The organism is Clostridium sp. AF32-12BH, from assembly GCF_003477935.1.
Lineage (GTDB): Bacteria > Bacillota > Clostridia > Lachnospirales > Lachnospiraceae > Brotaphodocola.
This window is the reverse complement of sequence record NZ_QUEH01000011.1, coordinates 106,313-132,364: the sequence shown is the minus strand read 5'-3', so window position 1 is coordinate 132,364 and position 26,052 is coordinate 106,313. Positions and strand designations below refer to the sequence as shown.

Sequence of the window (26,052 nt, the reverse complement as noted above, 5' to 3'; positions counted from 1 at the left end):
CTTTTATTGTCGAAGCAGTTTATAATGAATTTGGTGTTATTTCAGAAAATAATTCTGCCTACCTTCCCGGAAAAAGTATTTCCGGTGCATACCAATGGACAGAAGCAGAGTGAGAAACTCTGCCATCGGTACAGCGAGCCAGGCACCGTTGATTCCAAGAAACTGCGGCAGGATCAGCAGGGAGATCGTGGTAAATACCAGAGTTCTCGCAAAGGAAATGATTGCGGATACCCTTCCGTTCGACAACGCGGTGAAAAATCCGGAGGAAAGGATATTAAAACCGCAGAACAGGAAGTTTACGGCAAACAGCTGGAAGCCGGTGACAGCCAGTTCATAGGTTTTCGGATCATCCGTGAAGATGGTGACAATGCCAGTGGAAAGAAAAATGGCGGCCGCAGTCATAAATACGGAAATGATTGCAGTGAACCAGAAAGAAATATGGTAAATATTTTTCAGCTCCTTTCGGTTTTCAGCGCCGTACTGGAATCCGATCACTGGGCTGATGCCGATGGAGAATCCCAGATAAAAGGCCTGGAATAAAAACTGACCGTACAAAAGAATGGTGATGGCGGCAACCCCGTTTGGTCCGGCCAGGCGCATCAGGATGATGTTAAATAAAAGGGTGATCACGGCATTGGAAAACTGGGTGACCATTTCGGAAGAACCGTTGTAGCAGGCCTGCAGGAGTTCTTTTACACGGAAAGAAAAACGGGTCAGATGCAGTTCGTGTCTGGGTGACAGGAAAAAGACCAGTCCGATCACGGCAGGGATGGTCTGTCCCAGTCCGGTTGCCATGGCGGCTCCGCCGATTCCAAGCTGACACGGTACAATGAGAACATAATCCATAACGGCATTGACCAGTCCGGCCAGGATTGTGAGGATCAGCCCCATATGCGGAGCTCCGGCAGTAACCAGAAAACACTGGAACAGGGTCTGGAGCATACAGGCCGGGGAAAACAAAAGCAGGATCTTCAAGTAGGTTATGCTGTCAGCCAGAAGCAGGTCGTTTGCACCAAGCATCCGGCAGATCGGTTCTGGAAAGAGAACAGCGATCAAAGCGGCGAAAAAGCTGAATAACAGTCCGACTAAAAGAAACAGAGAGAGGCATTCCCGTGCCTCTCTTTTTTTGCCCTCGCCCAGATATTTGCTGATGACAGCTGTGCCGCCGGTTGCCAGCATGGTGCCGACAGCGATGACAACGCTGGCAGCAGGAAAGGCGATATTTAAGGAAGAAAGCGCATTGCTTCCGACAAAGCGGGATACGAAAATGCCGTCCACAATCGTGTAGAGGGACATAAACATCATCATGATAATAGATGGAAACGCAAATTTCAGCAGCGACCAGGGGCTGAAATGCTGATTAATGGATGTTGTCATTATAAAAACTCCTCGATATTCTGAAAATAGTCTTGAACATACAGGTGACTTTTGAGAGAATAAACCATAGGGTTACCCGATAGTCAAGAGAAATTAAAATTATTTTTGAAATAGATCATGACAGAAAGGAATTGGATATATGGATCGTAATTTATATATGACAACCGGAGAGTTTGCGGCTTTGACCGGAGTGACGAAGCATACCTTGTTTCATTACGATGAAATTGGTCTGTTTTCCCCAGAGTTTGTGGCTGAAAATGGTTACCGCATGTACTCCCTGTATCAGGTGGAAACTCTGGATACGATTCTGATTCTGCGGGATCTTGGCATGCCGCTAAAGGAAATCCGCCGTTTCCTGCAAATGCGCAGCCCGCAGGAACTGATGCGCATTTTTACAGAGCGGGAAGCGCAGATCGAGCAGGAAATCGCAAAACTGGAAAACATGCGAGGGTGGATCCGGCAGCGCCGGGAAAAAATCAGTACAGCACTGAGACAGGATTTTTCCAAAATACAGATCCGGCATTATCCGGAGCGGTATTATCTGATCCGGCAGATGGATGGCAGCTCGGAGCAGGATTACGTAGAAAAAACCAATGCATTGATCCTGGATTTTAAGAATACGGAGCAGAGAAATGATTATGAGGTGGCATATTTTCAGCATGAAGGAAATGTGCAAAATCAGGATTATAACGTGTACGATAATGTACTTATTCTGTTACAGCAAAAGCCGGATCATATGACGTATCAGATCCTTCCGGAAGGAGACTACCTGACTGGATTTCATGTGGGTTCCTGGATGGAAATGAGGGAAGCGTATGAGCGTATGGAGACCTACCGAAAGGAACATAAAATTCAGACAGAAGGTCCCTATGTAGAGCGCGATGTGATGGACAATCTTTCGGTAAAGCGGATGGAAGATTATGTGACAGAAATCGCGGTACGGATCGCAGAAAAAGAATGGTCATAACAGTGGCTGGATGATATTTTTGCGGAGATCATTGCAGAGAGTATGCGCCGGGTAGGGGAACTGTGGCCAATCGATATTTATACAGAAGATGCAAGGGAACTGGTAGAAAAAGCGAATGAAACGTATGCACAGTGATGAGTATCAGGCAGTGTTCCTGTTATGTGAAAAAATTGGAAGATCAGGCGGATTTTTAAAGAGGACCGCGGTAACCGGGTTAAAACAGATACCTTCCTGGAAGAATATCTGGAAAATCCGGAAGTGCTGTTTGAGGCAGAACTGCACAAAAACCGTGACACCGTGCTTTCTTTTCGGTTAAAAGGTTTTGCGCATGAGATATCTGCGTGTATTAAGGCAGTCCAGAAGCATCATCTGGTATTTATCGGCTATATCACATGCCAGCAGGATTTCAAACATTTTTCCTGGGACTGTGCGGAGTATTTTTCCTGGGCAGACAAGTACCTGCGTATTCCCTATGATGATGGCTATTACCAGATCCAGCTGAATCTTCCCTTGCCATGGCGGCAAGGCTGCCGGTCGATTATTTAAAGCTGGACCGCCAGTTTGTGGTGGAGGATGTGAACGACAAGCGCCACCAGGAGGTCATCCGCTTTATCATGAATATGGCAAAAGCACTGAACATGCAGGTAATCTTCGAGGGAATCGAGACAAAAGAACAGGCAGAGCTGATCTACGATATGGGCTGTGATTTCGCGCAGGGACATTACTACAGTAAGCCGAGGCCGTTCGCAGAGCTGCTGGATGCAGAGCAACGAAAAACTGGACTGGTTAAAAATACAAATACTGGCTATTTTGAAATATCCAGATAGCGCCTATAATGTGGAACAAGATCACCGATGCGGTCCGGAACGCATAGGAGTGTTTACGCAAAGGAGATTGTTGGATATGTTTGAGGAGGCAAAGGTTTTAAGAGTTCCGTATGACCTGGTGCAGTATGTGCATGACAACGGACGTCTTCCGGTTGTAAATTTCGCGGCAGGTGGCGTGGCAACCCCGGCAGATGCGGCACTTATGATGCAGCTTGGCGCGGAAGGTGTTTTTGTCGGATCCGGTATTTTTAAATCCGGTGATCCGAAGAAGCGTGCGGCAGCGATCGTCAAGGCGGTTATCAACTTCAATGACCATAAGATGCTGGCAGAGCTTTCTGAGGATCTTGGCGAGGCCATGGTTGGCATCAACGAGCAGGAAATCGCGCTGTTAATGGCAGAGAGGGGCAAATAGGATGAAGATTGCAGTCCTGGCAGTCCAGGGAGCCTTCATCGAGCATGAGAAAAAGCTGGAAGTCCTGGGTGCGCAGTGCATCGAGCTGCGCAAAAAAGAAGATCTGGATGCAGAGTTTGACGCTCTGGTGCTTCCGGGCGGTGAGAGTACTGTTCAGGGAAAGCTGCTGAGGGAACTTGGGATGTTTGATATCCTGAAAGAAAAGATTGAGGATGGGATGCCGGTTCTTGCGACCTGTGCCGGACTCATTCTTCTGGCAGAACATCTGACGAACGACGAGCATGTGTATTTTGGAACCCTTCCGGTTTCTGTGCGCCGCAATGCTTATGGAAGACAGCTCGGAAGTTTTCACACTGTGCAGGAGTTTGCCGGAATTGGAAAGGTGCCTATGACCTTTATCCGTGCTCCTTATATGGAAGAGGCAGGGACGGAGGTGCAGGTGCTGGCAAAGGTGGATGGACATCTGGTTGCGGTCCGTTATAAAAACCAGTTTGGCATGTCGTTTCATCCGGAACTGGATGAAGATAGCCGGATCCATGCGTTATTTTTGCAGACAGTGGCTTGTTCCATGGAAATGAAAGAAACTGCGATGCTTCGGTAAGAAATAGAAAAGTGGACAAAAAAACAACCCCCGGCTGTACATCCGGTGAGAAATTCACCAGGCTGTACAGCCGGGGGTTTGTGTGAACATACAGAACGTTTATTCGGCGACCGGTTCTGCCGTACATACTTTTTTGAGCGGCGCTTCCAGGAAAGAACGCCACAGACGGACCAGCTGTCCAACGCAGAGTGCGTTGATCAGGGTACCTTCACGCACGCCGTTGAGTTTGTGGAATGCAATGAGGGCAACGACCATAGCCAGGATGGTCAGGGTGCTGTCGAATGCGACCTTGACATTTCCGAAACGGATGCCGGTCTGTCTGGACAGCTCGCGAACCAGAGCTTCTGCCGGAAGCATAATCACATCGGCGATGACCTCAAAGCTGATGCCCAGTGCCATAATGACACATCCGATGATCAGATAGACAAAGGATGCTCCCCATGGACCGCCAAAGCGGGTCGGGATGAAGCCCATGGCCTGATCGATGCAGAAACTGAAAAAGAATGTGATCGGAATCTGCAGGGTCTGCTGGATGCTGAATTTTTTGCGGAGCAAAGCTTCCAGGATCAGGAATGTCATATTGAATAAAAATGTGTAGGTCCCCATGGAAATTCCAGTGACCAGGCTCAGCACAAACGGCAGTCCGGATACCGGTGATGTACCAAGTCCTGCACGTGTGATGAAAGCGATACCGGTGGCGCTCAAGATGACTCCGGTTAAAAACAGCAAATAGCGCCGGATGTAAGTGTGAATAGACATGACGGTAAACCTCCCCAGAACGGCAGATGAAATTTGCTTGTATTGATAGAAGATGGGTCCCGAACATTATGCTTTTTATACAAGATGCTGCCGTTAAAAAACTGTCAGTGTCTATATTTTAAACGAAAACTAACTATTTTTCAATGCTAAAAACTATTTTTTAGATAAAAATTATTTTTTGAGCCCGCGGATGAACTGGATCAGTTCAGCAGAACAGTTCGCTTTTACAATGATCATGCCCTGATTTGCGGCAGTCATCAGATAAAAGTGGGTTCTGGTCTCTACCAGATGTGCGATGCTGCTGTAAGGAATGTCAACAGACTGGTGATTGCTGGTTTCCTGCAGATGGTCTTCGTAGAAACGCATGACAGAGTGGCGGTTCTGCAGTTCCGGATTGGTATTGTAAACCTTGCGGCACTGGCGCTTGGAGACGTACACCAGAACAAGCGGAATGGCAAAGACAATCAGCAGATAAGTGAAGGCAGAGGTTCCCGGATCGGTAAATACGCGTAAAAATCCGGAAAAGATCATAAGAATATAGCATACAGTAAGGAATTTGGAGCGGAATTTGCTGATCCGGAAAGGAACGATCATATTAAAACGTGTAAATTCCTCCAGATTGTAATCGGTAAATGTCTGGTGCAAAAATGGCATGGATAGGGCCTCCTTGTAAAAATTATGCAGAAACAGATGGTTTTAAAATCCCGGATTGCTGTATCTGAACAGTACGATTATAGCGAAAACAGATAAAAATTACAATCTGCATTGTGTATTTTATACAACTTTTTCATTGTGAACGGCACAAGAACACCATGTAAACTTAAGATAGTTAAGAAAAATTGTGTGGAAATTTAGGAATTGATGTGCAAAATAGAGAAAGCTTATGTCTTAACTTGACTTTTGAAAATCATCATGCTATCATACGTGACAAGACAAAGGGGTCTACATCAGATGAGAAGATGTAGGTCCCTTTTGTTATATCACAACATACCCCTTTGTTACATAATTGGAATTACCATTACGGTTAGAAAACAAAAAACAGCCGTGCAGCTGTTCTTTCCGAGAGAGGAGATGAGTAATTTTGAAAAAAATAGTTGGTCTGATCCCTCTTTATGACGATGAGAAGGACAGCTATTGGATGCTTCCTGGATACATGAAGGTACTGGAAGCATGTGGAGCACTTCCGGTTATGCTTCCCCTGACGATAGACACGGATGAACTGGATGACTGCTTCCGGCTGTGCGATGGAATCCTGATGACAGGAGGACACGATGTGGATCCAAAATTGTATGGAGAACATGCGAAAGCGACCTGTGGTACAGCATGCAGCAGCCGGGATCAGATGGAAACGTATCTTTTCAAAAAAGCACTGGAGGAAGATAAGCCGGTGTTTGGCATCTGCCGGGGCGTTCAGCTCATGAATGTCCTGCTTGGCGGAACACTTTACCAGGATCTTCCAACCGAGCATCCATCGGAAACGGAACATCACATGACACCGCCGTATGACAAACCGATCCATAAGGTTGATGTGGTTTCAGGAACAAAGCTTTCCGATATCATCGGGGCCGGGGAACATGCGGTGAACAGTTATCACCATCAGGCAATCAAAGAACTGGCGCCGGGGGCTGAAGCGATGGCGTACTCAGAAGACGGACTGGTGGAGGCTATTTCCGTACCGGGCAAATCGTTTCTGGTCGGAGTGCAGTGGCATCCGGAATTTGCGTTTGAAAGCGATCCGGAGTGTAAAAAGCTAGTTCAGGCATTTGTCGATGCCTGCAATGGAAAAAAGTGATCTTGGATTGGCGAGAGCCATTTCAGATAAATGCGTGATCGGAAGAGGAAACATGCGAACCGTCACGGAGAAAAGAGAGGAGAACAAGATTATGAAAAAGAAAGCAATGGTTATGGTAATGGCAGCAGCAATGACAGCAGCTCTGACTGCATGCGGCGGCTCTAAGAGCACAACCGCAGACACCACCGCAGCAGCAGATACTACCGCAGCAGACACCACTGCAGCAGAGTCCAAGGCAGATGAGACTACCGCAGCAGCAGATACCTCAGATAAGACCTGGGTCATCGCAACCGATACTGCTTTTAAGCCGTTTGAGTATACCGATGAGAGCGGTAATTTCGTAGGAATTGATATGGATATCCTCAAGGCGATTGCAGAGGACCAGGGCTTCAAGTACGATGTACAGGTTCTTGGATGGGATGCTTCCATCGCAGCATGTCAGTCTGGTCAGGCAGACGGTATGATCGCAGGCGCATCCATTACCGATGAGCGTAAGTCTTCCGGCTGGATCTTCTCCGATGGCTATTATGATGCAAACCAGAGCATGGCAGTTGCTGAAAACTCTGATATCACCGGATTTGATGGCTTAAGCGGCAAGAAAGTAGCAGTAAAAACCGCTTCCATGAGTGCAGATTATGCAGAGAGCATCAAAGATGAGTACGGTTTTGAGATTACCTATTTCGAGGATTCACCGACCATGTACCAGGCAGTTGTAGGTGGTCAGGTTGCAGCCTGCTTCGATGATACCCCAATCATGGCAAGCAACATCAAGGATACCGGCATTGCCATGAAGCTGGTAGACGGTACCGGCAACGATCCGGCTGAGTATGGTTTCGCCATCTTCGATGACAGCAAGCAGGAACTGGTTGATATGTTCAACGCTGGTCTGAAGGACATCAAGGATAACGGAACTTATGATGAGATCATTGCGAAGTATCTGGGTGAGTAATCAAAAGATAGCAGGTATGTGTCTGAAACACAAAAACTGAAACACAAGGCGGACGCGTCTTAGGCGCGTCCATGATGTGTGTAACAAAGAAAAAGAAGGGTGAGGCATTATGGTTAAGATTATCACCACCTACGGAGAGCTTCTTCTGCTTGCAATGGGACGGACCCTGCTGCTTGCATTCTTAGGTTTGGTATTTGCATGTATTCTGGGAATGATCTTCGGACTTCTCAGTGTTGTAAAGAACAAGGCATGCAACATCATTGCACAGATTTTCGTATTCGTCATACGTGGTGTGCCAATGATCGTGCTGGCGTTCTTTGTATTCTTTGGTATTCCGTATCTGCTCAATACCATTCTGGGCATCGGAAATGGATTTACCCTGTCAGCACTTCAGGCCGGCACCATCTGCCTCGCCTTAAACTGCGGCGCTTATATGGCTGAGATCATCCGTGCCGGTATCCAGTCCGTGGATATCGGTCAGATGGAAGCCGGAAGATCGTTAGGTCTTCCTTACTGGAAAACCATGAGAAAGATCATTCTTCCCCAGGCAATCCGCACCATGATCCCGAGCATCATCAACCAGTTCATCATCACCGTAAAGGATACCTCAATTCTGTCGGTAATCGGATTTCCGGAGCTGGTACTTGCTGCGAAAAATGTACAGGCAAATACGTTTAAATCCTTTGAGACCTGGACGATCGTCGGCATCATGTATCTGGTCGTGATCACGATCCTGTCTTACATTGCAAAGCTGGTAGAGAGGAGGATGAACCGCGGTGTCAAACGATAAAACAGTAAAAATCAAAGTCGAGAAACTTCGGAAATGCTTCGGAGACCTGGAGGTTTTACGGGATATTTCCACGGAAATCCACGAAGGAGAAGTGGTGGTCATCTTAGGACCATCCGGTTCCGGTAAATCCACCTTTCTGCGCTGCTTAAACAAGCTGGAGACTGCTACTGCAGGAAGTATTGTGGTGGACGGCGTGGATATTTCCGATAAGAAAGTAAACATGAATAAGGTTCGCGAGAACATCGGCATGGTGTTCCAGCATTTCAACCTGTTCAATAATATGGATGTCCTTCATAACCTGATGCTGGCTCCGGTAGAACTCAAAAAAATGACGAAACAGGAAGCCGAGGAAAAGGCAAGGGCAATGCTAAAGCGGGTGGACTTAGCGGAGAAAGCCGATGCATATCCGTCCCAGCTTTCCGGTGGACAGAAGCAGCGTGTTGCCATCGCACGTGCGCTCTGCATGCAGCCGGATATCATGCTGTTTGATGAGCCAACTTCCGCGCTTGACCCGGAGATGGTCGGCGAGGTACTGGCAGTCATGAAGCAGCTGGCAGCAGACGGCATGACCATGGTCATTGTCACCCATGAGATTGGTTTTGCAAGGGAAGTAGCAGACCGTGTTATCTTCATGGATGGCGGTTACATCGTGGAAGAGGGAACTCCGCAGGAAGTCATCTTAAATCCGAAAGAGCCGCGTACCATCAGTTTCTTAAACAAAGTACTGTAAAACGGAGGTGAAGACATGGAAAAATATGTGATTACCATCTCCAGACAGTACGGTTCTTTTGGACGTTTGGTGGCGAAAGAGCTTTCTGAGCAGCTTCACATTGATTTTATGGACCGCGACATTGTGGAGGAAACCGCAAAGCGCATGAACACTTCCATAAAAGAGATCAGCCGCGAAGAAGAGGATACCCGGTCCAAATTTGCTTACCGCAGTTACCCATTCGGACTTGGCATGCCGGATGTGCGGGATGAGATCTTCCTGGTGCAAAAAAGCATCATCCAGGATTTCGCCCGGAAAGGTTCCTGCATCATTGTAGGGCGCTGCGGTGCGTATTGCCTGCAGAACGAGCCGAGACTTCTTCGGGTTTATATCTATGCGCCGTATGAAGTGCGCGTGAAGAACTGCATCGAATACTTCGGAATGACTGAAAAAGAAGCCTTAAAGGCGGTAACGGAAGCAGACAAGGCGCGGGAAAGCTACCACAAAAAATACATACCAGGCTTCCAGAGCGACACTTTGAACAGTGATCTGTGCATCAACAGTGCGTTTTACAGCATTGAGGAGGCAGCAGAGCTGATCAAACAGGCAGCGCGGATGAAGTTTGGGGAGATATAAAATAGAAAAGGGAATCATGTACACAAATGTGAGTTACTCACAAAAGGTACATGATTCCCTTTTTACAGTTCTTTGGTCATTCGTTTCTTTTATGCTTTTAAATATTTGTCAAAAAAGCGTTCTACGATTCCGCGGGTTTCCGGCTGGAAAAATTCAGGAGTTCCGTGTCCGCCATTTTTCAGCATATAAAAATCTGCCTGATCTTCCATTCCGGCATCACAGATTTGATGATAAAAGGTTTTGCTGATGTCACATGGAACCAGAGGATCGGCATCTCCGTGCATGATCAGGATCGGACACATCTTTTTCGTAATATAAGTACCGGCAGAAGCAGCTTTTGCCCGTTCTTTCATGGTTGCCGGATCTCCTCCCATAAGAGCTCCGGCATGCGTATCCTCGATGGTTTTCCAACGGTGATTTGGATTGGCTTTCATTTCACGTTCGTCACTTTCCATCAGGGTTACGATATCGACTGGTCCAAACATATCATAAGCTGCCTGTACTTCCGAAGAATATTCACTCCATTCTTCTGTATCATAGCCAGGTGTATTCATTGCAGCCATAGCTGCCAGATGACCTCCGGCAGAACGTCCCATGACTCCGATCCGCTCTGGGTCGATTTCATATTCTGCGGCATGAGCCCGCAGAAAACGAATGGCTGTTTTTACATCGATCAGCTGATCTGGATAATGTCCCTGCGCGCTGCTGCGGTAGTACATGGATGCGACCACATATCCGGCTTCCACAAGATATTCCACTTCTGCAACCATTAAATTTTTGTCTGCTCCGCGGTAGCCACCACCCGGAATCCACAAAATAGCAGGTTTTCGACTGCGAAGATCTTTATTTTCGTCGATACCGGCTGCAATGCGCATTTCACTGTTTCCATTTTGAAGCATGACAGACATTTTCAGCTCGAGGTCATTTCCATCCAGATCCTTTTGATGGGAGTAGACAATATTATCGATAAAATTTACACTTTTGCGAAGTCGTCCAGGGTTGATATAATATTCCATTTCTGTTTCCTCTTTCTAGATGTTAGTAATCGTCAGGTGTTTAACTGTAAATAGGATAAAAGATGTTTGCGCAGATAATCAATGTTACAAGAAGCAGTGCAACAAGCGGCAGCGTAAACTTCATGGTTTTTAGTGGGTTGTGGTTTCCGGTTCCGTATGCCATAATTGCGCCGGAACTTCCGGTCGGCATGATAAATGCAGTCAGCCAGGATGCTGCGGTAACGACCAGCACGATTGATTTTACATTCATTCCTCCGGCCAGAGCGGTGGATGCAGCAATCGGACACAGAACACCCATGGTTCCAAAGTTTGAAAGGAAGTTGGTCATGATCGTTGCAAACACTGCAAAGACAACCATTACAAATAATCCGCTTGGATTGCTTCCGAGAATGGTAAGGACACCTTTACCGATCAGTTCGCCAACACCAGTTGAAGCCATGGCAGCGGACATGGTCTGCATACCTGCAACCATCCAGATCATATCGGAAGTGAGAATCTTTACGACTTTTTCAGCTGGAAGAACTTTAAAAATGATCAGTGCCAGAACACCTGCTGCCGGCATGATGTTTGAAATATTGCTGCCAAGCTGTTTCTGAAACGCAAATCCTCCGGTTACTGCAAAAAATACTGCCCAGATAACAATCTCATCTTTGATCGGCAGTTTTTCATAACTTTTTACTGCATTCTGATCGCCGGTGATTTTGGTTTTCGGAATCAAACGATAAAAGAGCAGACAGTAGATGGTGCCGACGATGGATGGAATGATACCAATCCGGAACAGGTCGTAGATGCCAAGAAGATCTTCCGGTCCGACTAATCCTTCGTACAGGGAATTAGTCATACCATACATGGCAACGCCCATACCGATCGGAAATCTTGAAACCCACATGCAGTTCATGACGCAGAGAATGAAAAAGATGCGTCCCGGACAGATTTCACTTTCATCGTCCAGCGTCTGTGCAAACAGCAATAAGATAGAGAGACAGGCCATCTGTCCCATAAACTGAGAAAGCGGGATCAGGATTGCGAATAACATCAGAATCAGAAAAATTCCGGATTTGCCCTGAAGGTGACTCAACGATTCTCTTAGTTTTCCCATAGGTCGGGTATTTCCCAGGACAGAAGCAACGACAATCATACATGCTATCATGATGGTATTGCCGCTGGAAAATCCGGCAAACGCAGTTGGAATGTCATTAATTCCGGTGAGAACGAGCACGACGCAGCATGTCATGCCGATTACGCCATAAGGCAGAAAATGGGTTAAAAGTCCTACAACCATAAACAGAAGCAGGCATAGTACAATGATTACTTCCCGTGTAAACATAAGAAACTCCTTTTGGTATTTTTAGTTATACTTTTTAGTTCAGTGATCATTTCCGGAAATATGATATTGTCATTATATAAGGGATTTTTTTGATTGACAAGTTCGACATCTTTATATATATTGTTAGAAAAAGTTATAATATAAGGCGACAAAAACCATGAATTCACGACCGTATGAATATATTCTGGCTATTGCAGAATGTCAGAATCTTACAGAAGCTGCCAGGCAGCTGCATATCTCCCAACCTGCACTGAGTAAGTTTTTGGCAATGCAGGAAGAAGAAGCAGGTACACCGCTTTTTATCTCTTATCATAGAAAGTTAATTCCAACTCCGGCCGGTCAGATTTATATTAGAAGTGCAAAAGAATTTTTGCGTGTAAAAAATATTACATATCGCCAAATCCAAAACTATATCGAAAATTCAACACGGCAGCTGACGGTTGGAGCTTCGGGATATTCCGGTTCGATTCAGATTTCACCGGTCATAGCAGATATGTTTGAACAGTTTCCCAATATTTCCATTCGAATACAGGAAGGTGCATCAGGAACACTTCTTCGTCTTCTTTCAGATGGAAAGATTGATTTTGCGATTCTCGCTTTCCCGGCTGAACAGGATATTCCTTTTACGTTTTATCAGTTTTATGAAATGGAACTTTGTATGGTGGTGCCGGTGTCTTTCAAGGCGTCTTTATTCTCCACAAATGATGATACACCGCTTGTGGATTTGGCAGAATTCCAACATACACCATTTATCCTTCCAGATTCGGATATTTCTTACCAGCCCTATCTGCTTACTTTTTTTGCAGAAGTTGGTTTTTCACCGATCGTAATTTATACTTCATCCAATCCGTTTGTCGTAAAAACACTGGTGGAAAAGGGACAGGGAGTTTCCTTTCTTCCAGATCATTTTATTTCACAGCTTGATTGGGAAAAATGCAGTGTGTTCCGCTTGCGGAAACCACCTCTTCTTAGGGCTGGGTTAGCTGTGAGAAAAGATTTGTATGTTGCAGATGAGGAAACATATTTTATAAATCGTTTTCTTGAGCATGAACAGAAACATTATGTTCAGCATTTTTATCCCAATGAAGAAACGATGAAAATACTAAATACAAGGATGACTGATATATGATGGATACAAGAATTGTAGAGTATATCACTGCAATTTATGAAGAAAAAAATCTTACCCGTGCAGCGGAACGTTTATTTATTACACAATCAGCGCTCAATCAGCAACTTAGAAAACTTGAAAAAGAACTTGGAACACCGCTTTTTGAGAAGAAGGGACGTCAGATGGTTCCAACAGGTCCTGGAAGAATTTATCTTTCCGGGGCAAGAATGATTCTGGAAATGAAACATAATGCCGAAAAGCAATTAGCAAATATAAAAAATTCAAAGTCTGGTTTTGAAATTCGCTTCGCTTTTTTTTATACAATGCTTCCCTTTTTTCAACAGGTGATTGAACCGGCATTTTCTGAGCGTGTTCCGGATGTTTCCCTAAAACTGGTTCCGGTTGAAGAGAAATCGGTCAAATCTGCCATAAAAAACAATCAGGCCGATCTGGGACTTATGGTTACCCCATTGCCTTCGACTTCTGCTTTGGAATATATACCGATACGCAGGGAAGAAATTCATCTGGCATTTCCAGCTGTTTTGGAGGAAACGTTCCCGGCAGCAACTGGATTTCCACAAAAAGATTTTGCTGCAAGGATACACGCACTTTCTTCTATTGGCTATATTCAGCATCCGGAAGTTTCTTTTTTAAATCTGACTTCGGAATATTATTTGAAGCGTGCAGGGATTCATCCGCATTATTTGTGCCAGGCATCATCTGTTAAGGATTTATTTTATTTACTGAACCAGCAGTTCGCCTGCGGACTCATACCGGAGACACTGATTCAGCTAACAGACACCTTCGGACATATGCCATTGATTCCGGAAGCAAGCTATTATCTTGGAATTGCTTATAAAAAGGATCTGGCCATAACATTGCCAGTGCGGGAACTCATTTTGCTTTTACTTCATGTTTGTGACCGGGAGTATGAGGATTACGATATTTTTTCTGTGCAAAACCTGAACCGGTCACCTGACGCGGCAAGGGATGATCGCTGATGTAGTAGCTGACGAAGTATGCACATTCGTTCTTGCGTAAGTGTGGAAAACACCGTACAATGGATAGCAGATGATGCAGGAAATGGTAGTCTGATCCCTGCAAGGATGAATCATTTTTGAATTTGTATATGAGGTGGAATGTTTATGAATAAGGAAAATAGAGGTTGTCTGATCGATCTTCATGCCCATCTGGATGGAAGCGTTACGGTAGATATCGCGAAAAAACTGGCTGCTCTGCAGAATATCGCGTTGCCAACGGACAAGGAGGAAGAACTTCTGGCGCTCTTATCAGTGCCAGAGTCCTGCGAGAGCTTGAATGACTTTTTGCAGTGCTTTGACCTACCGGGGAAGCTGATGCAGACACCGGAAGGATTAAAGAATGCGGTGAGACTGGTTTTGGAGAACATGGCAGCGGATGGCGTGATCTATGCGGAGCTTCGTTTTGCGCCGCAGTTTCATACGATGGGCGGTATGCCCCAGGAAGAGGCGGTGCAGGCGGCATTGGAAGGACTGAAAATAGCTCCGATTCCGGCAAACCTGATCTTATGCTGCATGCGCGGCGAGGACAATGACAAGGAAAATGAAGAAACTCTGATGCTGGCTAAGAAATATCTGGTTGAGGATCATGGTGTGACGGCTATGGATCTTGCCGGGGCAGAGGCACTGTTTTCGACGGAGAAATATCTCGGCCTGTTTGAAAAGGCAAAGGCAATGGGAATCCCGTTTACTGTTCATGCAGGAGAGGCAGCAGGACCGGAGAGTGTGCGTACTGCAATCCAGACTGGAACAAAGCGGATCGGTCACGGGGTGCGCAGTACCGAGGATGAGAGCGTGGTGGAGCAGATCCGAGAGAGCGGTATTACCCTGGAAATGTGCCCGACCAGCAACCGCCAGACACACGCAATCCCGGATATGAAACAGTATCCACTGATTCCTTTCCTGGAAAGTGGAATCCGGGTTACGGTCAATACGGATGATATGGGAATTGAGCGGACCTGCCTGTCAAAAGAATTTGAATATCTGAGGCGCGAGTTTGGATTGACAAAAGCACAGGAAAAGAAATTGTTGCTGAATGCGGCAGACGCGGCATTTGCGAGTGAGGAAACGAAGAAGATGCTGCGGGAGAAAATTCTTGCGGCATATGAAAATAACTGTGAATAACGGATACTTTTTACGAATCAGATGTGGATTTTACGATTTGCAAAAAGAGGGGAGATTCCTATGATTAATCGGGAGGATATGCTGGAACTGACCAGACGCATGACACTGGCGCGTTCGTCGATTGGGCGGATCGCTGGGGCATATTTTGACGAGGAAGGCTATGTGGATGGAACCTTCAATACCAATTTCCTGAAACTGTCTGTGCCGGAGCGGACAAAAAACTTAAATCTTGCCAAGTCTGTACTGTTTTCCAGTACCAATGAACAGTTAAAAGAATACCGCATTCCGGACGGCGCAAGAAAACCGGGCGGATTGTGGCAGCTCCTTAACGCTATCAAAAAAGACGGCATGAAGAATGATGCATCATTGGATTTATTTTATGAGGTCTTTGGAGAACATTTCCAGCCGAGTTACCCGTATGCGGTCTTTCTCTTCCACGGACGGTACGATGTACCGGTAAAGGGAAGTGATAAAGAGTGGCTGGAGGGATCCGAGGAGATTTATGAGTATCTGATCCTGACCGTCAGTCCGCTGGCTGGGGAGTATGAGCCGGGAGAGGCAGAGTTTGGATTTTTGTATCCGGCATTTAAAGAGCGCGGCGCAGCACTGAATTTTGTGAATATTTTTGAGAAGGATCCAGCGCGTGTGCACCGGGATCTTGGCGCCTGGATGCTAAAGGGTTAAGTGCCATGACCAGTCGAAACAAGATGAAGTTGCAGCAGGCGGTCTGGATTCTGAATCTGTCCGAGAAAGATGATTTTGATACAGCCAAAAAGAAGTACCGGAAGCTGATGGGAACTTTTCACCCAGATGCGGTGGACCGGGATCAGCCGGAGGAAATCCGTCAGGAATATGTGCGGCGTTCCCAGGAAATCAATGAGGCATATCAGGTTCTACGGGAAATTTCGGAGCAGGGAAAATGGGGGAGTGTGCAGAGCTGCTTTGAGAAACAGCAACGTAGTGGAACGAATTCAGCGAAGGGACACAGTGGACAAAAACAGGCAGGTGGGTATCCTGAACAAAACTGGAAGCAGGAATATCAGCAAAACTCTGCTTCAGATCGCGAAAAATGGGCTCCGTACCAGAATGGCGAGGAGAATGAATCTGCGTTTTGTGAGCGTAATATTTACTGCCATTACAGTATGAAAACCGAGACGGAAACACCGCTTTACTATAAAGCAGCCCGGGGACGGTATTTCTGGAATCCGGAAGAAGAGACCTTTTCTTTGTTTCTGACCAGTCTTCATCATGCGTCAAAGGAACTGCTGGAACAGGCGGAGGAAGCGTGGCTGACATCTGGAAAAGGGAAAATGGGTATCAGTGCCGAAGAACGATTTGCGCGTCAGGCGCAGCTGATCCCTCTTCTGGCAGGACAGTTTCTTCATCCGGTCAAGACGCTGAAGCGTCTGGCAAAACCAGAACAGACCGATGAGAATGGACGTGTGATCTACCATTTTCAGGCATTTCTTGGCTCAGGGCCGTATGGAACATTTGGAAAACGGCTGGATGCGTTAAATGAGGGAGACTGGTTGTTTCCAGAGTCATTTCAGGGAAATAAGATCATGGTAAAGACGCAGGAAGAAATGAGTCTGGGTCACCTTTCGCTGAAAGAGGACTGGCTGTATTTCTGTCTGATTCCGCTTCTGAAAAAACGGAAAGGCCAGATAAAAATGGTGGTGCGGCAGAAAAAGGCGGTGCGAAAGAATGGAAGACGCCAGACTATGGCAGAGATTGATCTGTATTTCCGTATGGAACCGGAGCTATCGTGGCATGCTGACAGTGATACGAATCTTGAAATTGCAAAGATTTTGAACTTTTGATCTTCGGGAAAGTTGGGGTGATATTATATAATGAAGAAACGGGAATTTTACCTGCCGTCCAGTGACGGGAAAAACAGGCTGCATTGTGTGGAGTGGATGCCGGAATTAAAAAATGGACAGCAGCCGCAGATTCGGCTCTGGGTACAGCTGGTACATGGGATGAATGAGCACATGGGCCGCTACGGAGAATTTGCATCTTTTCTGGCAGAGCATGGCATTGCCGTGATCGGGCATGACTGTCTTGGACATGGCTCAACAGCGCCGTGCAAAGAAGAACGGGGATTTTTCGGGGAACATCAGGGTGGAACGTTCCTGATTCGTGATATGCACCGCATTGCCAGCTACGGAGCCAAACGGTTCTCACATGCAAAGCATGTGATGTTGGGACACAGTATGGGTTCTTTTCTGACCAGACGGTATCTGGCGGCCTATCCGGGGGCAGAACCGGATGGCGTGATCCTGTTAGGCACAGGTTTTCCATCTCCCGGCCTTGTGTTTACCGGCGAAATGCTAGCGATGATGTTTGGAAAATTATGTGGAAATCATTATCGGAGCCGTCTGCTGTATGAAATGTCGATTGGAAATTACAGCCGGAAATTCTGGCCGATCCGGACACATTATGACTGGCTGACCAGGGACGAGCGTTATGTAGACCGTTTTCTGCACAATGAAGTCTGTAATTTTATCTTTACGGCAGGAGGATACCGGGACTTTTTCCATGAGATCCGCGCTGCAGAAGAGGCAGAACAAGACGGATATATTCCGAAAACGATTCCGTATCTGATCCTGTCCGGTGACCAGGACCCGGTGGGAGAGCAGGGGAAAGGTGTCAAAAAGCTGGTGAAGCTGTATCAGAAAATTGGAGTGGAAGATATCACAATGAAGTTATATCCAGGGGCACGACATGAAGTGCTGAATGAGGTGAATCGGGAAGAGGTGTTTAAAGATATATTTGAGTGGTTAGGAAAATGGCTAGACAGTAAGCATGAGGACGACAAAGAATAGCCGACTGGATGCTTGGCCAGGATAATAAACAAGAAGAAGCCCTCAACTGTGCGGCAACACGGTTGAGGGCTTCAATGATTTTACAAACATTCACTGCGCCAGACTTCCTCAGCAATTTCTTTGACCAGAGCCAGTTTTGCCCACTGCTCTTCTTCGGTGAGCTTATTGCCAATTTCGCAGGATGCGAAGCCGCACTGCGGGCTGAGATACAGGCGGTCGAGCGGGATATATCTGGCAGCTTCATGGATCCGGCGGATTACGGTCTCCTTGTCCTCAAGCTTCGGGGATTTGGTTGTGATCAGACCAAGTACCACTTTTTTGTCCGGGCTTACCTTTGCGAGCGGAGCGAAGCCGCCGGAACGCTCATCGTCATATTCCAGATAGAGGGCATCAACGTGTTCCTGGGCGAAAACATAATCTGCAACGGAGTCATACGGACCGCTGGTAAAGAAGGTAGAGTGGTAGTTTCCGCGGCAGATGTGAGAGTTGATCACCATGTCGGCCGGTTTTGCTTCCAGCGCCAGATTGTTGACTTTCAAAAGTTCGGTCTTTACGTCGTCCAGATTAAGACCGAGAGCACTGTAACGCAGTTTGGCAGCATCGCCTACGACTGCGCCCCAGGTACAGTCGTCGAACTGGAGGTTGCGGCATCCGGCTTCATAAAACTGACGGATCACGTCCTGGTAAGCGACACCGATGTCATGGATCAGTTCTTCGTTGGTCGGATAGAACTTTCTGGTGCTTTCCAGGTTTAGCGGAACGATCATCTGCTGGAACATCTGGGCTGGAGCCGGAATGGTATATTTTGCAACGGTATTCTCATCCTCGAACTGCTTTAAGAATTTAAAGTACTCTACAAAAGGATGTGCTTTCGCTTTTACCTTGCCAACCAGATAAGTATCTTCAACTGCTGCAAGCTCTGCGTGAAACGGTACGCCGGAACCGCTCTGTTTGTGGGCAACACCCTCAAAACCCCACATAAAGTCTAGATGCCAGTAGGTTCTGCGGAATTCTCCATCGGTGATCACATGATAACCGGCAGCCTTCTGCTTTGCCACAACATCGCGGATCGCATCGTTGATCACGGTGTCTAACTGATCTTTGCTGATCTTGCCTTCTTCGAACTGTTTTTTGGCCTCTTTTACGGATTCCGGGCGTAAAAAGCTGCCTACGTAATCATAACGGAATGGTGTATAGAAATTGCTCATGGGGAATGCTCCTTTTCGATTGTTTTTCCATTTGCAGTTTGGAATTGATGTATTTATTGTACGGACAAGCAGGGAATTTGTAAAATATGGGAAAACAGCGGTTTGCCATAGGATAAAACTATAGCGAATCGCTGTTTTTGTTGTCTGACATATCGAGGCGGTGGCAGGGGAGAGCCTGTTGATTTTATTGGAAATTTGGTTACGTGCAGTAACGGAATGCTTTGTCGGTTATGATCCGGGCAAAGATCAGTCCAAGAGGCAAAGCAATGATGATCATGATCGCAGCGGCGAACCAGGAGACTGCTTCGGTCAGCGACATGATGCCAAAGTTGTAGATTGCCCGGTACAGATAAAGCCCCGGAACCATGATTACGATGGATGGAACGGTAAGAGAGATCCGCGGATAACCATTGTATTTTTTGATCAGGGAAGACAAAAGTCCTGCCGTGAGCGCACCGCTGAATGCGGCGGCTGCAGCTGGTACACCGGCAAGATCCACAAGCTCCAGACGGAGGGTATTGGCGATGGCGCCTATGATGGCGGCGGTCGCAGCAATCGGGATGGAGCTGTTGAACATAATGGAGAAGCCAAACACACCAAAGAAGCTGGCAATCAGTCTTAGCAGCAGGTGAAGACCCGGGGCAAGATTCATGGAAGAAAAATCCTGCGGATGCAGGTTGAGAAGAAGTGCCATGATCCAGGCAAACATGGTTGCCACAACAACGATGATGATGGAATAGGTAAGCCGTTCCAGACCGGATCTCAGATCAAGCTTTGCAAGGTCGATCCCGCTGGTAATAAACGGGAATCCAGGGATGATGAAAAGCATGGAACACAGGTATCCAGCCTCATGAAATTCGGGTATATGAAAGATAAGTTCGGCCAGGTTCAGCAGCAGGGCATAGACCAGGCATGCTGCGGATACGGAGACCGCGATATTCATATAGAGGGTAAAATGATGCTTGATCAATTTGGTGCGGATGAGGTTTCCAATTCCGGCTGCAAGAAAGGCAAGGATCATTTCCACAGGACCTCCGCCAAGCAGAAAGGTGAAAGCACAGCAGGCGATGGCGGCCGCCAGACCCAGCCGGAGCGGAGAGTAAAGCGCATGAATTCTCTCGATTTCATCCAGGCACTTGTGGATTTCTTCTCCAGTCAGGTGCGCTTCCTCGTGCGGAAAACTGTCAACAAACTGCTCCATGCGGTATAGTTTGGCTGTGTTGACTCCGGTGTTGGCGATGCACAGTGACTGGGAAACACAGTCATGACCGTCAAAACAGTTAAATTCAATGGACATAAGACCAACATCTACCGCGCACGTAACCCCCAGTTCTCTGGAAAGCCGGTTCATGGAAGTGCGGACACGCCAGGCTCCGGTTCCGCAGGAAAGCATGATCAGCCCAACCCGACCGATGACGGATGCTTTTTCAATCAATCCGGCTTTTGCGATCAGCACGTGGCTGTCTGCATCTGCATAAGCATGCCATGGAATTTCCATGTGATTTTTTTCCATAATGTCGGTATAGGCCTGCGGCTGACCGGTTGTGAAGGGATTATTTATCATCGGTACTCACTCTTTTCTGGTATTTTTGCTGCTGTTTGCGCTGCCCGTAAACAGTGACATATTTTTCTCAAAGAGATTATACCGTTGTGTGTACAATATGAAAACAGTATCATTGATATAGTGATTATATAAAATTTGTATGGCTTGATTTTCGAAAAAATCTGCTATTCCACCCGCAGCCCTCCCCTGGTTTCATAATCCATGCGGCTTTCTGCCACATTCTGTTCAATCAAATAATTTATATAAGTAGGGCGTGCTCTTTAATCATGATTGGTCTGTCGGGAAGTTGTGAAGAGTTTTTCTGCGTGTTTCCCATGCTTCATCCACATAAACGCGCCGGTGCAGATGATCACAGACAGAAATGAACCGGCTGGTGCGGCAAATCCCATCGGGAACAGCGTGTCCGGGTATTGTCTGGATGCCAGGTAAGCAATCGGAATACGTGCGCAGATAATGGCCGCCAGGTTGTGCATAAAGGAAATACCGGAAAGGCCATACGCGCAGAAATATCCGCTGAAGCAGAAGTGAATCCCGGCAAAAATGGTGTCCCAGATATAGCTGTGCAGATACTGGCTGCCGAGACGGACCACATCGGCGTTATCCGAAAACAGATGGACTGCCGAGCCACCCAGAAACTGCATGAGTACGGAGATCACAATCCCGTAGAAAACGGTAATACTCATGGCGCAAAGCAGCGTCTGGCTTGCCCGCTCGTGCTTTCCGGCACCGATATTCTGGGCAGAGAGTGCGGAGACAGTGGAGAGCATGGAGGACGGGACCAGGAAAAACAGGCTGATCATTTTTTCCACGATACCGACTGCCGCTGCATCGTTTAAGCCACGGCGGTTGGCAATGATGGTGATCACGATGAATGCGATCTGAATGAATCCGTCCTGCATGGCGATCGGAAAGCCAATCTTTAAAAGATTTCCCATAACCGCTCTGACCGGTTTTAAATCAGCTGCATGAAAGCCCGGAATCATTTTTTTACGGAATACCATGGTCAGGGAGACCAGCACGCTGATCGTCTGGGACAGGGTAGTGCCAAGTGCTGCACCGGCAGGCCCCATATGCAGTGCTCCAATGAACAGGTAGTCGAGGGCAATGTTAAACGCACAGGCAATGGCGATGAAATACATCGGACTTTTCGAGTCTCCCATCCCGCGGAAGATGGAGCTGATGATGTTGTAAGCCGTGATAAATGGAATGCCGATAAAGCAGATCGTTAAGTAGATGATGGTGTCCTTCACGGCCTCCTGCGGAGTGGACATGATTGCTGCGATCGGCTTTACAAAGTACAGCAAAACTACGGTAAGGCAAATGGAAAGCAGCATGAACAGCGTTACGGTATTGCCGATGGACCGGTTGACCTGTTTGCGGTCACTGGCTCCGACGGCACGTCCGATCATGACGGTTGTTCCCATGGCCAGTCCGACGATCATGACAGTAAGCATGTGCATGACCTGGCTTCCGATGGAAACGGCCGTGGTAGCACTGACCCCGTTAAACTGACCGATGATGAACAGGTCGGCAGTTCCGTAAAGCGTCTGCAAAAAATAGGAAAGAAAGTACGGAAGCGAGAACAGCAGGATGGTTTTCGGCACGCTTCCAGTTGTTAAATTGTGTTCCATGAATATGTCTCCTTTGATTGAAAATAGGTTTTACAGGCTGATAGCTTTTTAATCTGTGAATAGTTAAGCTCCATGCGTTCGTGAACAGTCATTACGCATTGCACTGTATTGGAATGCAGATTTCGGTTACAAATTTGTCCGTGTCGTTTGTGACACCGTAGTCGATCAGCGTGATTTCGCGGGAAAAGCCGGTAATCTGCATTTTGTGCATGGAAATATAGTCCAGCAGCTTCCGGTACTCTTGCGGTGCTTCGGTATGCTGCCCGTGAAAGCGGATCCGCACAGCCAGCGTTTCCGGCAGTGTGAGTGTGCTGCCGCGATAGAGATCCTCCTGCTCCAGCATGAGGAAGATTCCATCGTACGAAGTAATCTGATGACTCAATAGATGTTCGCAGGAAATGCCGACTCCGACTTTGCCAAGGAAGATCAGTGCTTCGGACTGGGATTCGTCGAGCTTCTTCAAATTGGTTTCCATATCGAGCGGTTCGCCGGTTTTTAGGGAATCATCGATCCATACGATCCGGCTTGCTGGCAGCTGAATCAGGGAGATGGTATCAAGTGGGACACTTTGTGCGTCTAAAAGCCAGTTCAGGCGATGCTCGATTTTTCGTTCGATGCGTTTTAACGCTTCCTGTTTTTCAAGAACGATCTGCCTTTGATGAAGCAGTTTCTCTTCGATGGAAGAAATATCCCGGTTCTGCAAAAAATCAATGATCTCAGCCAGCGACATATCCAGGGCTCTCAGATAGCGTATGGTATTGAGAATTTCAAACTGTTCGGTACCGTAATAGCGGTAGCCGGAATCTGGGGAAATGTATTCCGGTGTGAGCAGACCGATCGTTTCATAATGTCTCAGGCTGCTGACACTGAGATGAAACAATTTCGACACTTCTCCGATTGAAAACAAATTTTTTTTATCCATAGGCAGGACCTTTCTGTACTGCAAAGTTTTTTTGATGAGTTTTATATGCTGCTGCATTTTGTATTGCACGTTTTTTATTATAAACACTACAATGATTATAGAGTCAAGAGAAAAAGTAATAAAACAAAATTTTTCAATACGGAATAAAAATAAAGAGAACTAATTGACAATAATTGGGAATATTTATATAGAAGAAACAGGAATGGAAAGACCGGTGAAACTTGGAAAAAAGCCAGTTTCACCGGTCTTTTTGGACGGAATTTTATGGATAGTTATGCTCAAAATCGACAAGTTTCGCCATAAATCTGCCAAGCATATCGCGTAGGATGTTGAGGCTGTGTTATAATACTATTATATTGCGCCTAAATATAGAAAGTGTATCAGAACATGGAAACAAAAGAGAAACATATGGACTTAAATAACCGTTTTTTGGAAGAAGCTGTTTTTGCGATTGCAGATGGTTACTGCAGCATCAACCTCACGAAGAACCTGATCCCAGGTGTCATGCATCAGGTCGTGGACGGGGTAAATTATGACTTAAATAAACAGCTTGGAATGCCGGAAAATTCCAGCTTTACAGAGATCGTGGCGCAGTGGGCCCTGACGATCCCGGAAGAAGGACGAAAGGATTTTCTGGATGTTCTGGACCGGGAAAGTCTTTTGGCGCGTTACCGAAAGGGGGAACGCCATATTTCCTTCACGTATTGGACGAGGACGGCGACCTACGAGCCGATGCTGGCAGAGGATCATCTGGCGATGTTTGAAGATGAGAAAACGGGCGATATCCTGGGGGTAAATTATGTGCTGGACCGCACGGAGCAGCACCGCTTAAAACAATATAAAGCACAGCTGGAGCAGAAAACGCAGAAGCTGGAAGCTTTGCTGGAGGTGGAAAAGGTATACAATACCAAGCTGTACCTCGATGCGCTGACCGGTGCTTATAACCGCCGTTATTATGAAGAAGTTGTGCATGATTTTACCGGTCCTTCCGGTGTGGCATTGATGGATCTGGATGATTTTAAGATCTATAATGATACCTATGGTCACCAGGCGGGAGACCGTGCCCTGGAAACTGCGGCGAAAGCGGTCCGCGCCTGCATCCGCACGGGAGATATGTTTATCCGCTATGGCGGTGATGAATTTTTGCTGGTTTTAGTCGGGATTCCGTCTCATTTCTTCCAGGCAAAGCTGGATCAGGTACGCGAAAAGGTATACCATGCCAGTGTTCCAGGGTATGCGCATATTCAGCTTTCCATGAGTATCGGAGGTGCCATGCAGACGCTTGCAGAGCCGATGGAAGCAGTTGTCTGCCGGGCAGACCGCCTGATGTACCAGGCAAAGCGTCATAAAAACAAGGTGATCGTGGAGGGCAGCGAAGAGGAACAGAGTCTGGCACATGGCGCTGCCTCCAGCCGGGAACACCAGAAGATCCTGATCGTGGATGATTCCCAGTTAAACCGGGAGCTGCTTGCTGCAATCTTAAGTGACGATTACCAGATCATGGAGGCAGAAGACGGTCAGGAAGGATTGAAAATCTTATATGAGAATCAAAAACAGATCGCGCTGATACTTTTGGATATCAATATGCCGAAACTGGATGGGTTTGGGGTATTGAAAGCCATGAATGCAAACCATATCATCGAAGATATTCCGGTCATCATGATCTCCAGCGATGACTCGGAGGTGGTGATCCGTGAATCTTATGAGCTTGGAGCTTCTGATTATGTGAACCGCCCGTTCGATGCGCGGATCGTGTACCGCCGTGTGGCAAATACCATCAAGCTCTATGAAAAGCAGCGGCGTCTGGTGCAGCTGGTGTCCAGGCAGATCCGTAAGCAGGAGCACAATACGTCCATGCTGGTTGGGGTGTTGAGCCAGATCGTGGAATTTCGAAATGGGGAAAGCGGCTCTCATGTGCGTAACATCCGCAGAATCACAGAGCTTCTGTTAAATTGTCTGACTGCGATCACGGATCAATACAAGCTCACGTCGCAAGAAAAGGAAAATATTCCACTGGCTTCTGCCCTGCACGATATCGGCAAGATCGCAGTGGATGAGAAAATCTTGAATAAGCAGGGAAGACTGACAAAGGAAGAGTTTGAGATCATGAAAACGCACAGCATGATGGGAGCCGAGATGCTCCAGAAGCTGGAGAACTTTGAGAAAGAACCGCTGCTGCAGACAGCCTATGAAATTGCCCGTTGGCACCATGAACGATGGGATGGAAGCGGATACCCGGATGGACTGAAAGAAGATAAGATCCCGATCAGTGCACAGCTGGTATCCATGGCTGACGTTTACGATGCACTCACCAGTGAACGGTGCTACAAGCAGGCGTTTTCCCATGAGACTGCGATTGCAATGATCAAAAATGGGGAGTGCGGGGCATTCAATCCATTGCTGATCCAGTGCCTGACCCAGGTGGAAGAAGAACTGAAAGGGAAAAGTAGAAAATAACAGGTTTTGTATT

At 46.9% G+C, this 26,052-nt stretch carries 25 protein-coding genes and 1 pseudogene; 17 read left to right on the top strand and 9 right to left on the bottom strand.

The genetic code is table 11. From position 1 onward, the window contains the following. Nucleotides 1-36 precede the first annotated feature (36 nt). Complete coding sequence (locus DWZ40_RS12385; protein WP_118543325.1) at nt 37-1,377, bottom strand: MATE family efflux transporter; 1,341 nt, start codon at nt 1,375-1,377, stop codon at nt 37-39. Nucleotides 1,378-1,516: 139 nt separating this feature from the next. Between DWZ40_RS12385 and DWZ40_RS12380 the strand changes: the two genes are divergently transcribed. The 5 genes and pseudogenes from DWZ40_RS12380 to pdxT all read left to right on the top strand — a co-directional run bounded on the left by DWZ40_RS12380 (nt 1,517) and on the right by pdxT (nt 4,184). Then, nucleotides 1,517-2,344: a MerR family transcriptional regulator gene (locus DWZ40_RS12380; protein WP_118543324.1), complete on the top strand. Its 828-nt coding sequence runs from the start codon at nt 1,517-1,519 to the stop codon at nt 2,342-2,344. 258 nt (nt 2,345-2,602) lie between these two features. Then, nucleotides 2,603-2,890 carry a hypothetical protein gene (locus DWZ40_RS12375; protein WP_118543323.1) on the top strand — a complete coding sequence of 96 codons (288 nt, stop codon included), beginning with the start codon at nt 2,603-2,605 and terminating at the stop codon, nt 2,888-2,890. Then, nucleotides 2,860-3,171 carry an EAL domain-containing protein gene (locus DWZ40_RS12370; protein ID WP_118543322.1) on the top strand — a complete coding sequence of 104 codons (312 nt, stop codon included), beginning with the start codon at nt 2,860-2,862 and terminating at the stop codon, nt 3,169-3,171. The genes DWZ40_RS12375 and DWZ40_RS12370 overlap by 31 nt, the downstream gene beginning before the upstream one ends. A 73-nt stretch (nt 3,172-3,244) precedes the next feature. Further along, a pseudogene (locus DWZ40_RS12365) lies at nt 3,245-3,583 on the top strand (pyridoxal 5'-phosphate synthase lyase subunit PdxS); the annotation flags it as partial. A gap of 1 nt (nt 3,584) precedes the next feature. Further along, nucleotides 3,585-4,184: a pyridoxal 5'-phosphate synthase glutaminase subunit PdxT gene (gene pdxT, locus DWZ40_RS12360; protein ID WP_118543321.1), complete on the top strand. Its 600-nt coding sequence runs from the start codon at nt 3,585-3,587 to the stop codon at nt 4,182-4,184. Between the two features lie 99 nt (nt 4,185-4,283). Here pdxT and DWZ40_RS12355 read toward each other — a convergent pair whose 3' ends face one another. Then, nucleotides 4,284-4,943: a DUF6198 family protein gene (locus DWZ40_RS12355; RefSeq protein WP_118543320.1), complete on the bottom strand. Its 660-nt coding sequence runs from the start codon at nt 4,941-4,943 to the stop codon at nt 4,284-4,286. Nucleotides 4,944-5,114: 171 nt separating this feature from the next. Continuing rightward, on the bottom strand, nt 5,115-5,597 hold the full coding sequence (locus DWZ40_RS12350; protein WP_118543319.1) for a YcxB family protein: 483 nt from the start codon (nt 5,595-5,597) through the stop codon (nt 5,115-5,117). Nucleotides 5,598-6,024: 427 nt separating this feature from the next. On the opposite strand from DWZ40_RS12350, the gene DWZ40_RS12345 reads away from it, so the two are divergent. The 5 genes from DWZ40_RS12345 to DWZ40_RS12325 all read left to right on the top strand — a co-directional run bounded on the left by DWZ40_RS12345 (nt 6,025) and on the right by DWZ40_RS12325 (nt 9,819). Beyond that, entirely contained in the window at nt 6,025-6,735 is a 711-nt protein-coding gene (locus DWZ40_RS12345) for a gamma-glutamyl-gamma-aminobutyrate hydrolase family protein (RefSeq protein ID WP_182431729.1), read from the top strand. A 91-nt stretch (nt 6,736-6,826) separates the two neighbouring features. Further along, complete coding sequence (locus DWZ40_RS12340; RefSeq protein ID WP_243035329.1) at nt 6,827-7,684, top strand: transporter substrate-binding domain-containing protein; 858 nt, start codon at nt 6,827-6,829, stop codon at nt 7,682-7,684. 109 nt (nt 7,685-7,793) lie between these two features. Continuing rightward, nucleotides 7,794-8,474 (top strand): amino acid ABC transporter permease, encoded by a 681-nt coding sequence (locus tag DWZ40_RS12335; protein WP_118543317.1) that lies wholly within the window; start codon nt 7,794-7,796, stop codon nt 8,472-8,474. Next, nucleotides 8,461-9,204: an amino acid ABC transporter ATP-binding protein gene (locus tag DWZ40_RS12330; protein ID WP_118543316.1), complete on the top strand. Its 744-nt coding sequence runs from the start codon at nt 8,461-8,463 to the stop codon at nt 9,202-9,204. Before DWZ40_RS12335 ends, DWZ40_RS12330 begins: the two co-directional genes overlap by 14 nt. A 15-nt stretch (nt 9,205-9,219) precedes the next feature. Continuing rightward, complete coding sequence (locus DWZ40_RS12325; RefSeq protein ID WP_118543315.1) at nt 9,220-9,819, top strand: cytidylate kinase-like family protein; 600 nt, start codon at nt 9,220-9,222, stop codon at nt 9,817-9,819. A gap of 89 nt (nt 9,820-9,908) precedes the next feature. On the opposite strand, the gene DWZ40_RS12320 is transcribed toward DWZ40_RS12325, so the two are convergent. Together DWZ40_RS12320 and DWZ40_RS12315 are read right to left on the bottom strand one after the other, a co-directional pair. Then, complete coding sequence (locus DWZ40_RS12320; protein ID WP_118543314.1) at nt 9,909-10,835, bottom strand: alpha/beta hydrolase; 927 nt, start codon at nt 10,833-10,835, stop codon at nt 9,909-9,911. A gap of 40 nt (nt 10,836-10,875) precedes the next feature. Further along, nucleotides 10,876-12,162, bottom strand: a complete 1,287-nt coding sequence (locus DWZ40_RS12315) for an SLC13 family permease (RefSeq protein WP_118543313.1) — start codon at nt 12,160-12,162, stop codon at nt 10,876-10,878. Nucleotides 12,163-12,319: 157 nt separating this feature from the next. On the opposite strand from DWZ40_RS12315, the gene DWZ40_RS12310 reads away from it, so the two are divergent. The 6 genes from DWZ40_RS12310 to DWZ40_RS12285 all read left to right on the top strand — a co-directional run bounded on the left by DWZ40_RS12310 (nt 12,320) and on the right by DWZ40_RS12285 (nt 18,257). Beyond that, nucleotides 12,320-13,291, top strand: a complete 972-nt coding sequence (locus DWZ40_RS12310; protein WP_118543312.1) for a LysR family transcriptional regulator — start codon at nt 12,320-12,322, stop codon at nt 13,289-13,291. Further along, complete coding sequence (locus tag DWZ40_RS12305) at nt 13,291-14,271, top strand: LysR family transcriptional regulator (protein ID WP_207664514.1); 981 nt, start codon at nt 13,291-13,293, stop codon at nt 14,269-14,271. Before DWZ40_RS12310 ends, DWZ40_RS12305 begins: the two co-directional genes overlap by 1 nt. A gap of 144 nt (nt 14,272-14,415) precedes the next feature. Further along, nucleotides 14,416-15,432, top strand: coding sequence for an adenosine deaminase (gene add / locus DWZ40_RS12300; protein WP_243035328.1), 1,017 nt, complete (start codon nt 14,416-14,418; stop codon nt 15,430-15,432). 60 nt (nt 15,433-15,492) lie between these two features. After that, a complete protein-coding gene (locus tag DWZ40_RS12295) occupies nt 15,493-16,116 on the top strand; it encodes a DUF4317 family protein (protein ID WP_118543309.1) in 624 nt (207 codons plus the stop codon). A gap of 5 nt (nt 16,117-16,121) precedes the next feature. Then, complete coding sequence (locus DWZ40_RS12290) at nt 16,122-17,252, top strand: J domain-containing protein (RefSeq protein ID WP_118543308.1); 1,131 nt, start codon at nt 16,122-16,124, stop codon at nt 17,250-17,252. A gap of 30 nt (nt 17,253-17,282) precedes the next feature. Then, a complete protein-coding gene (locus DWZ40_RS12285; protein WP_118543307.1) occupies nt 17,283-18,257 on the top strand; it encodes an alpha/beta hydrolase in 975 nt (324 codons plus the stop codon). Nucleotides 18,258-18,337: 80 nt separating this feature from the next. Here DWZ40_RS12285 and DWZ40_RS12280 read toward each other — a convergent pair whose 3' ends face one another. The 4 genes from DWZ40_RS12280 to DWZ40_RS12265 form a co-directional block, all read right to left on the bottom strand. Continuing rightward, nucleotides 18,338-19,465, bottom strand: a complete 1,128-nt coding sequence (locus DWZ40_RS12280) for a 5-methyltetrahydropteroyltriglutamate--homocysteine S-methyltransferase (RefSeq protein WP_118543306.1) — start codon at nt 19,463-19,465, stop codon at nt 18,338-18,340. A gap of 199 nt (nt 19,466-19,664) precedes the next feature. Next, on the bottom strand, nt 19,665-21,029 hold the full coding sequence (locus tag DWZ40_RS12275; protein WP_118543305.1) for a threonine/serine exporter family protein: 1,365 nt from the start codon (nt 21,027-21,029) through the stop codon (nt 19,665-19,667). Nucleotides 21,030-21,289: 260 nt separating this feature from the next. After that, nucleotides 21,290-22,660 (bottom strand): MATE family efflux transporter, encoded by a 1,371-nt coding sequence (locus DWZ40_RS12270; RefSeq protein ID WP_118543304.1) that lies wholly within the window; start codon nt 22,658-22,660, stop codon nt 21,290-21,292. Between the two features lie 91 nt (nt 22,661-22,751). Then, nucleotides 22,752-23,582 carry a MerR family transcriptional regulator gene (locus DWZ40_RS12265; protein ID WP_207664513.1) on the bottom strand — a complete coding sequence of 277 codons (831 nt, stop codon included), beginning with the start codon at nt 23,580-23,582 and terminating at the stop codon, nt 22,752-22,754. Between the two features lie 387 nt (nt 23,583-23,969). Between DWZ40_RS12265 and DWZ40_RS12260 the strand changes: the two genes are divergently transcribed. Continuing rightward, nucleotides 23,970-26,039: a diguanylate cyclase gene (locus DWZ40_RS12260; protein ID WP_118543302.1), complete on the top strand. Its 2,070-nt coding sequence runs from the start codon at nt 23,970-23,972 to the stop codon at nt 26,037-26,039. Nucleotides 26,040-26,052 lie beyond the last annotated feature (13 nt).

Excerpts from the sequence above, each read along its gene's own strand:
- DWZ40_RS12385 (WP_118543325.1), bottom strand. The coding sequence starts at position 1,377 with ATGACAACATCCATTAATCAGCATTTCAGCCCCTGGTCGCTGCTGAAA.
- DWZ40_RS12380 (WP_118543324.1), top strand. The coding sequence starts at position 1,517 with ATGGATCGTAATTTATATATGACAACCGGAGAGTTTGCGGCTTTGACC.
- DWZ40_RS12370 (WP_118543322.1), top strand. The coding sequence starts at position 2,860 with ATGGCGGCAAGGCTGCCGGTCGATTATTTAAAGCTGGACCGCCAGTTT.
- pdxT (WP_118543321.1), top strand. The coding sequence starts at position 3,585 with ATGAAGATTGCAGTCCTGGCAGTCCAGGGAGCCTTCATCGAGCATGAG.
- DWZ40_RS12355 (WP_118543320.1), bottom strand. The coding sequence starts at position 4,943 with ATGTCTATTCACACTTACATCCGGCGCTATTTGCTGTTTTTAACCGGA.
- DWZ40_RS12350 (WP_118543319.1), bottom strand. The coding sequence starts at position 5,597 with ATGCCATTTTTGCACCAGACATTTACCGATTACAATCTGGAGGAATTT.
- DWZ40_RS12340 (WP_243035329.1), top strand. The coding sequence starts at position 6,827 with ATGAAAAAGAAAGCAATGGTTATGGTAATGGCAGCAGCAATGACAGCA.
- DWZ40_RS12335 (WP_118543317.1), top strand. The coding sequence starts at position 7,794 with ATGGTTAAGATTATCACCACCTACGGAGAGCTTCTTCTGCTTGCAATG.
- DWZ40_RS12325 (WP_118543315.1), top strand. The coding sequence starts at position 9,220 with ATGGAAAAATATGTGATTACCATCTCCAGACAGTACGGTTCTTTTGGA.
- DWZ40_RS12320 (WP_118543314.1), bottom strand. The coding sequence starts at position 10,835 with ATGGAATATTATATCAACCCTGGACGACTTCGCAAAAGTGTAAATTTT.
- DWZ40_RS12315 (WP_118543313.1), bottom strand. The coding sequence starts at position 12,162 with ATGTTTACACGGGAAGTAATCATTGTACTATGCCTGCTTCTGTTTATG.
- DWZ40_RS12310 (WP_118543312.1), top strand. The coding sequence starts at position 12,320 with ATGAATTCACGACCGTATGAATATATTCTGGCTATTGCAGAATGTCAG.
- DWZ40_RS12305 (WP_207664514.1), top strand. The coding sequence starts at position 13,291 with ATGGATACAAGAATTGTAGAGTATATCACTGCAATTTATGAAGAAAAA.
- add (WP_243035328.1), top strand. The coding sequence starts at position 14,416 with ATGAATAAGGAAAATAGAGGTTGTCTGATCGATCTTCATGCCCATCTG.
- DWZ40_RS12295 (WP_118543309.1), top strand. The coding sequence starts at position 15,493 with ATGATTAATCGGGAGGATATGCTGGAACTGACCAGACGCATGACACTG.
- DWZ40_RS12290 (WP_118543308.1), top strand. The coding sequence starts at position 16,122 with ATGACCAGTCGAAACAAGATGAAGTTGCAGCAGGCGGTCTGGATTCTG.
- DWZ40_RS12285 (WP_118543307.1), top strand. The coding sequence starts at position 17,283 with ATGAAGAAACGGGAATTTTACCTGCCGTCCAGTGACGGGAAAAACAGG.
- DWZ40_RS12280 (WP_118543306.1), bottom strand. The coding sequence starts at position 19,465 with ATGAGCAATTTCTATACACCATTCCGTTATGATTACGTAGGCAGCTTT.
- DWZ40_RS12275 (WP_118543305.1), bottom strand. The coding sequence starts at position 21,029 with ATGATAAATAATCCCTTCACAACCGGTCAGCCGCAGGCCTATACCGAC.
- DWZ40_RS12270 (WP_118543304.1), bottom strand. The coding sequence starts at position 22,660 with ATGGAACACAATTTAACAACTGGAAGCGTGCCGAAAACCATCCTGCTG.
- DWZ40_RS12265 (WP_207664513.1), bottom strand. The coding sequence starts at position 23,582 with ATGGATAAAAAAAATTTGTTTTCAATCGGAGAAGTGTCGAAATTGTTT.
- DWZ40_RS12260 (WP_118543302.1), top strand. The coding sequence starts at position 23,970 with ATGGAAACAAAAGAGAAACATATGGACTTAAATAACCGTTTTTTGGAA.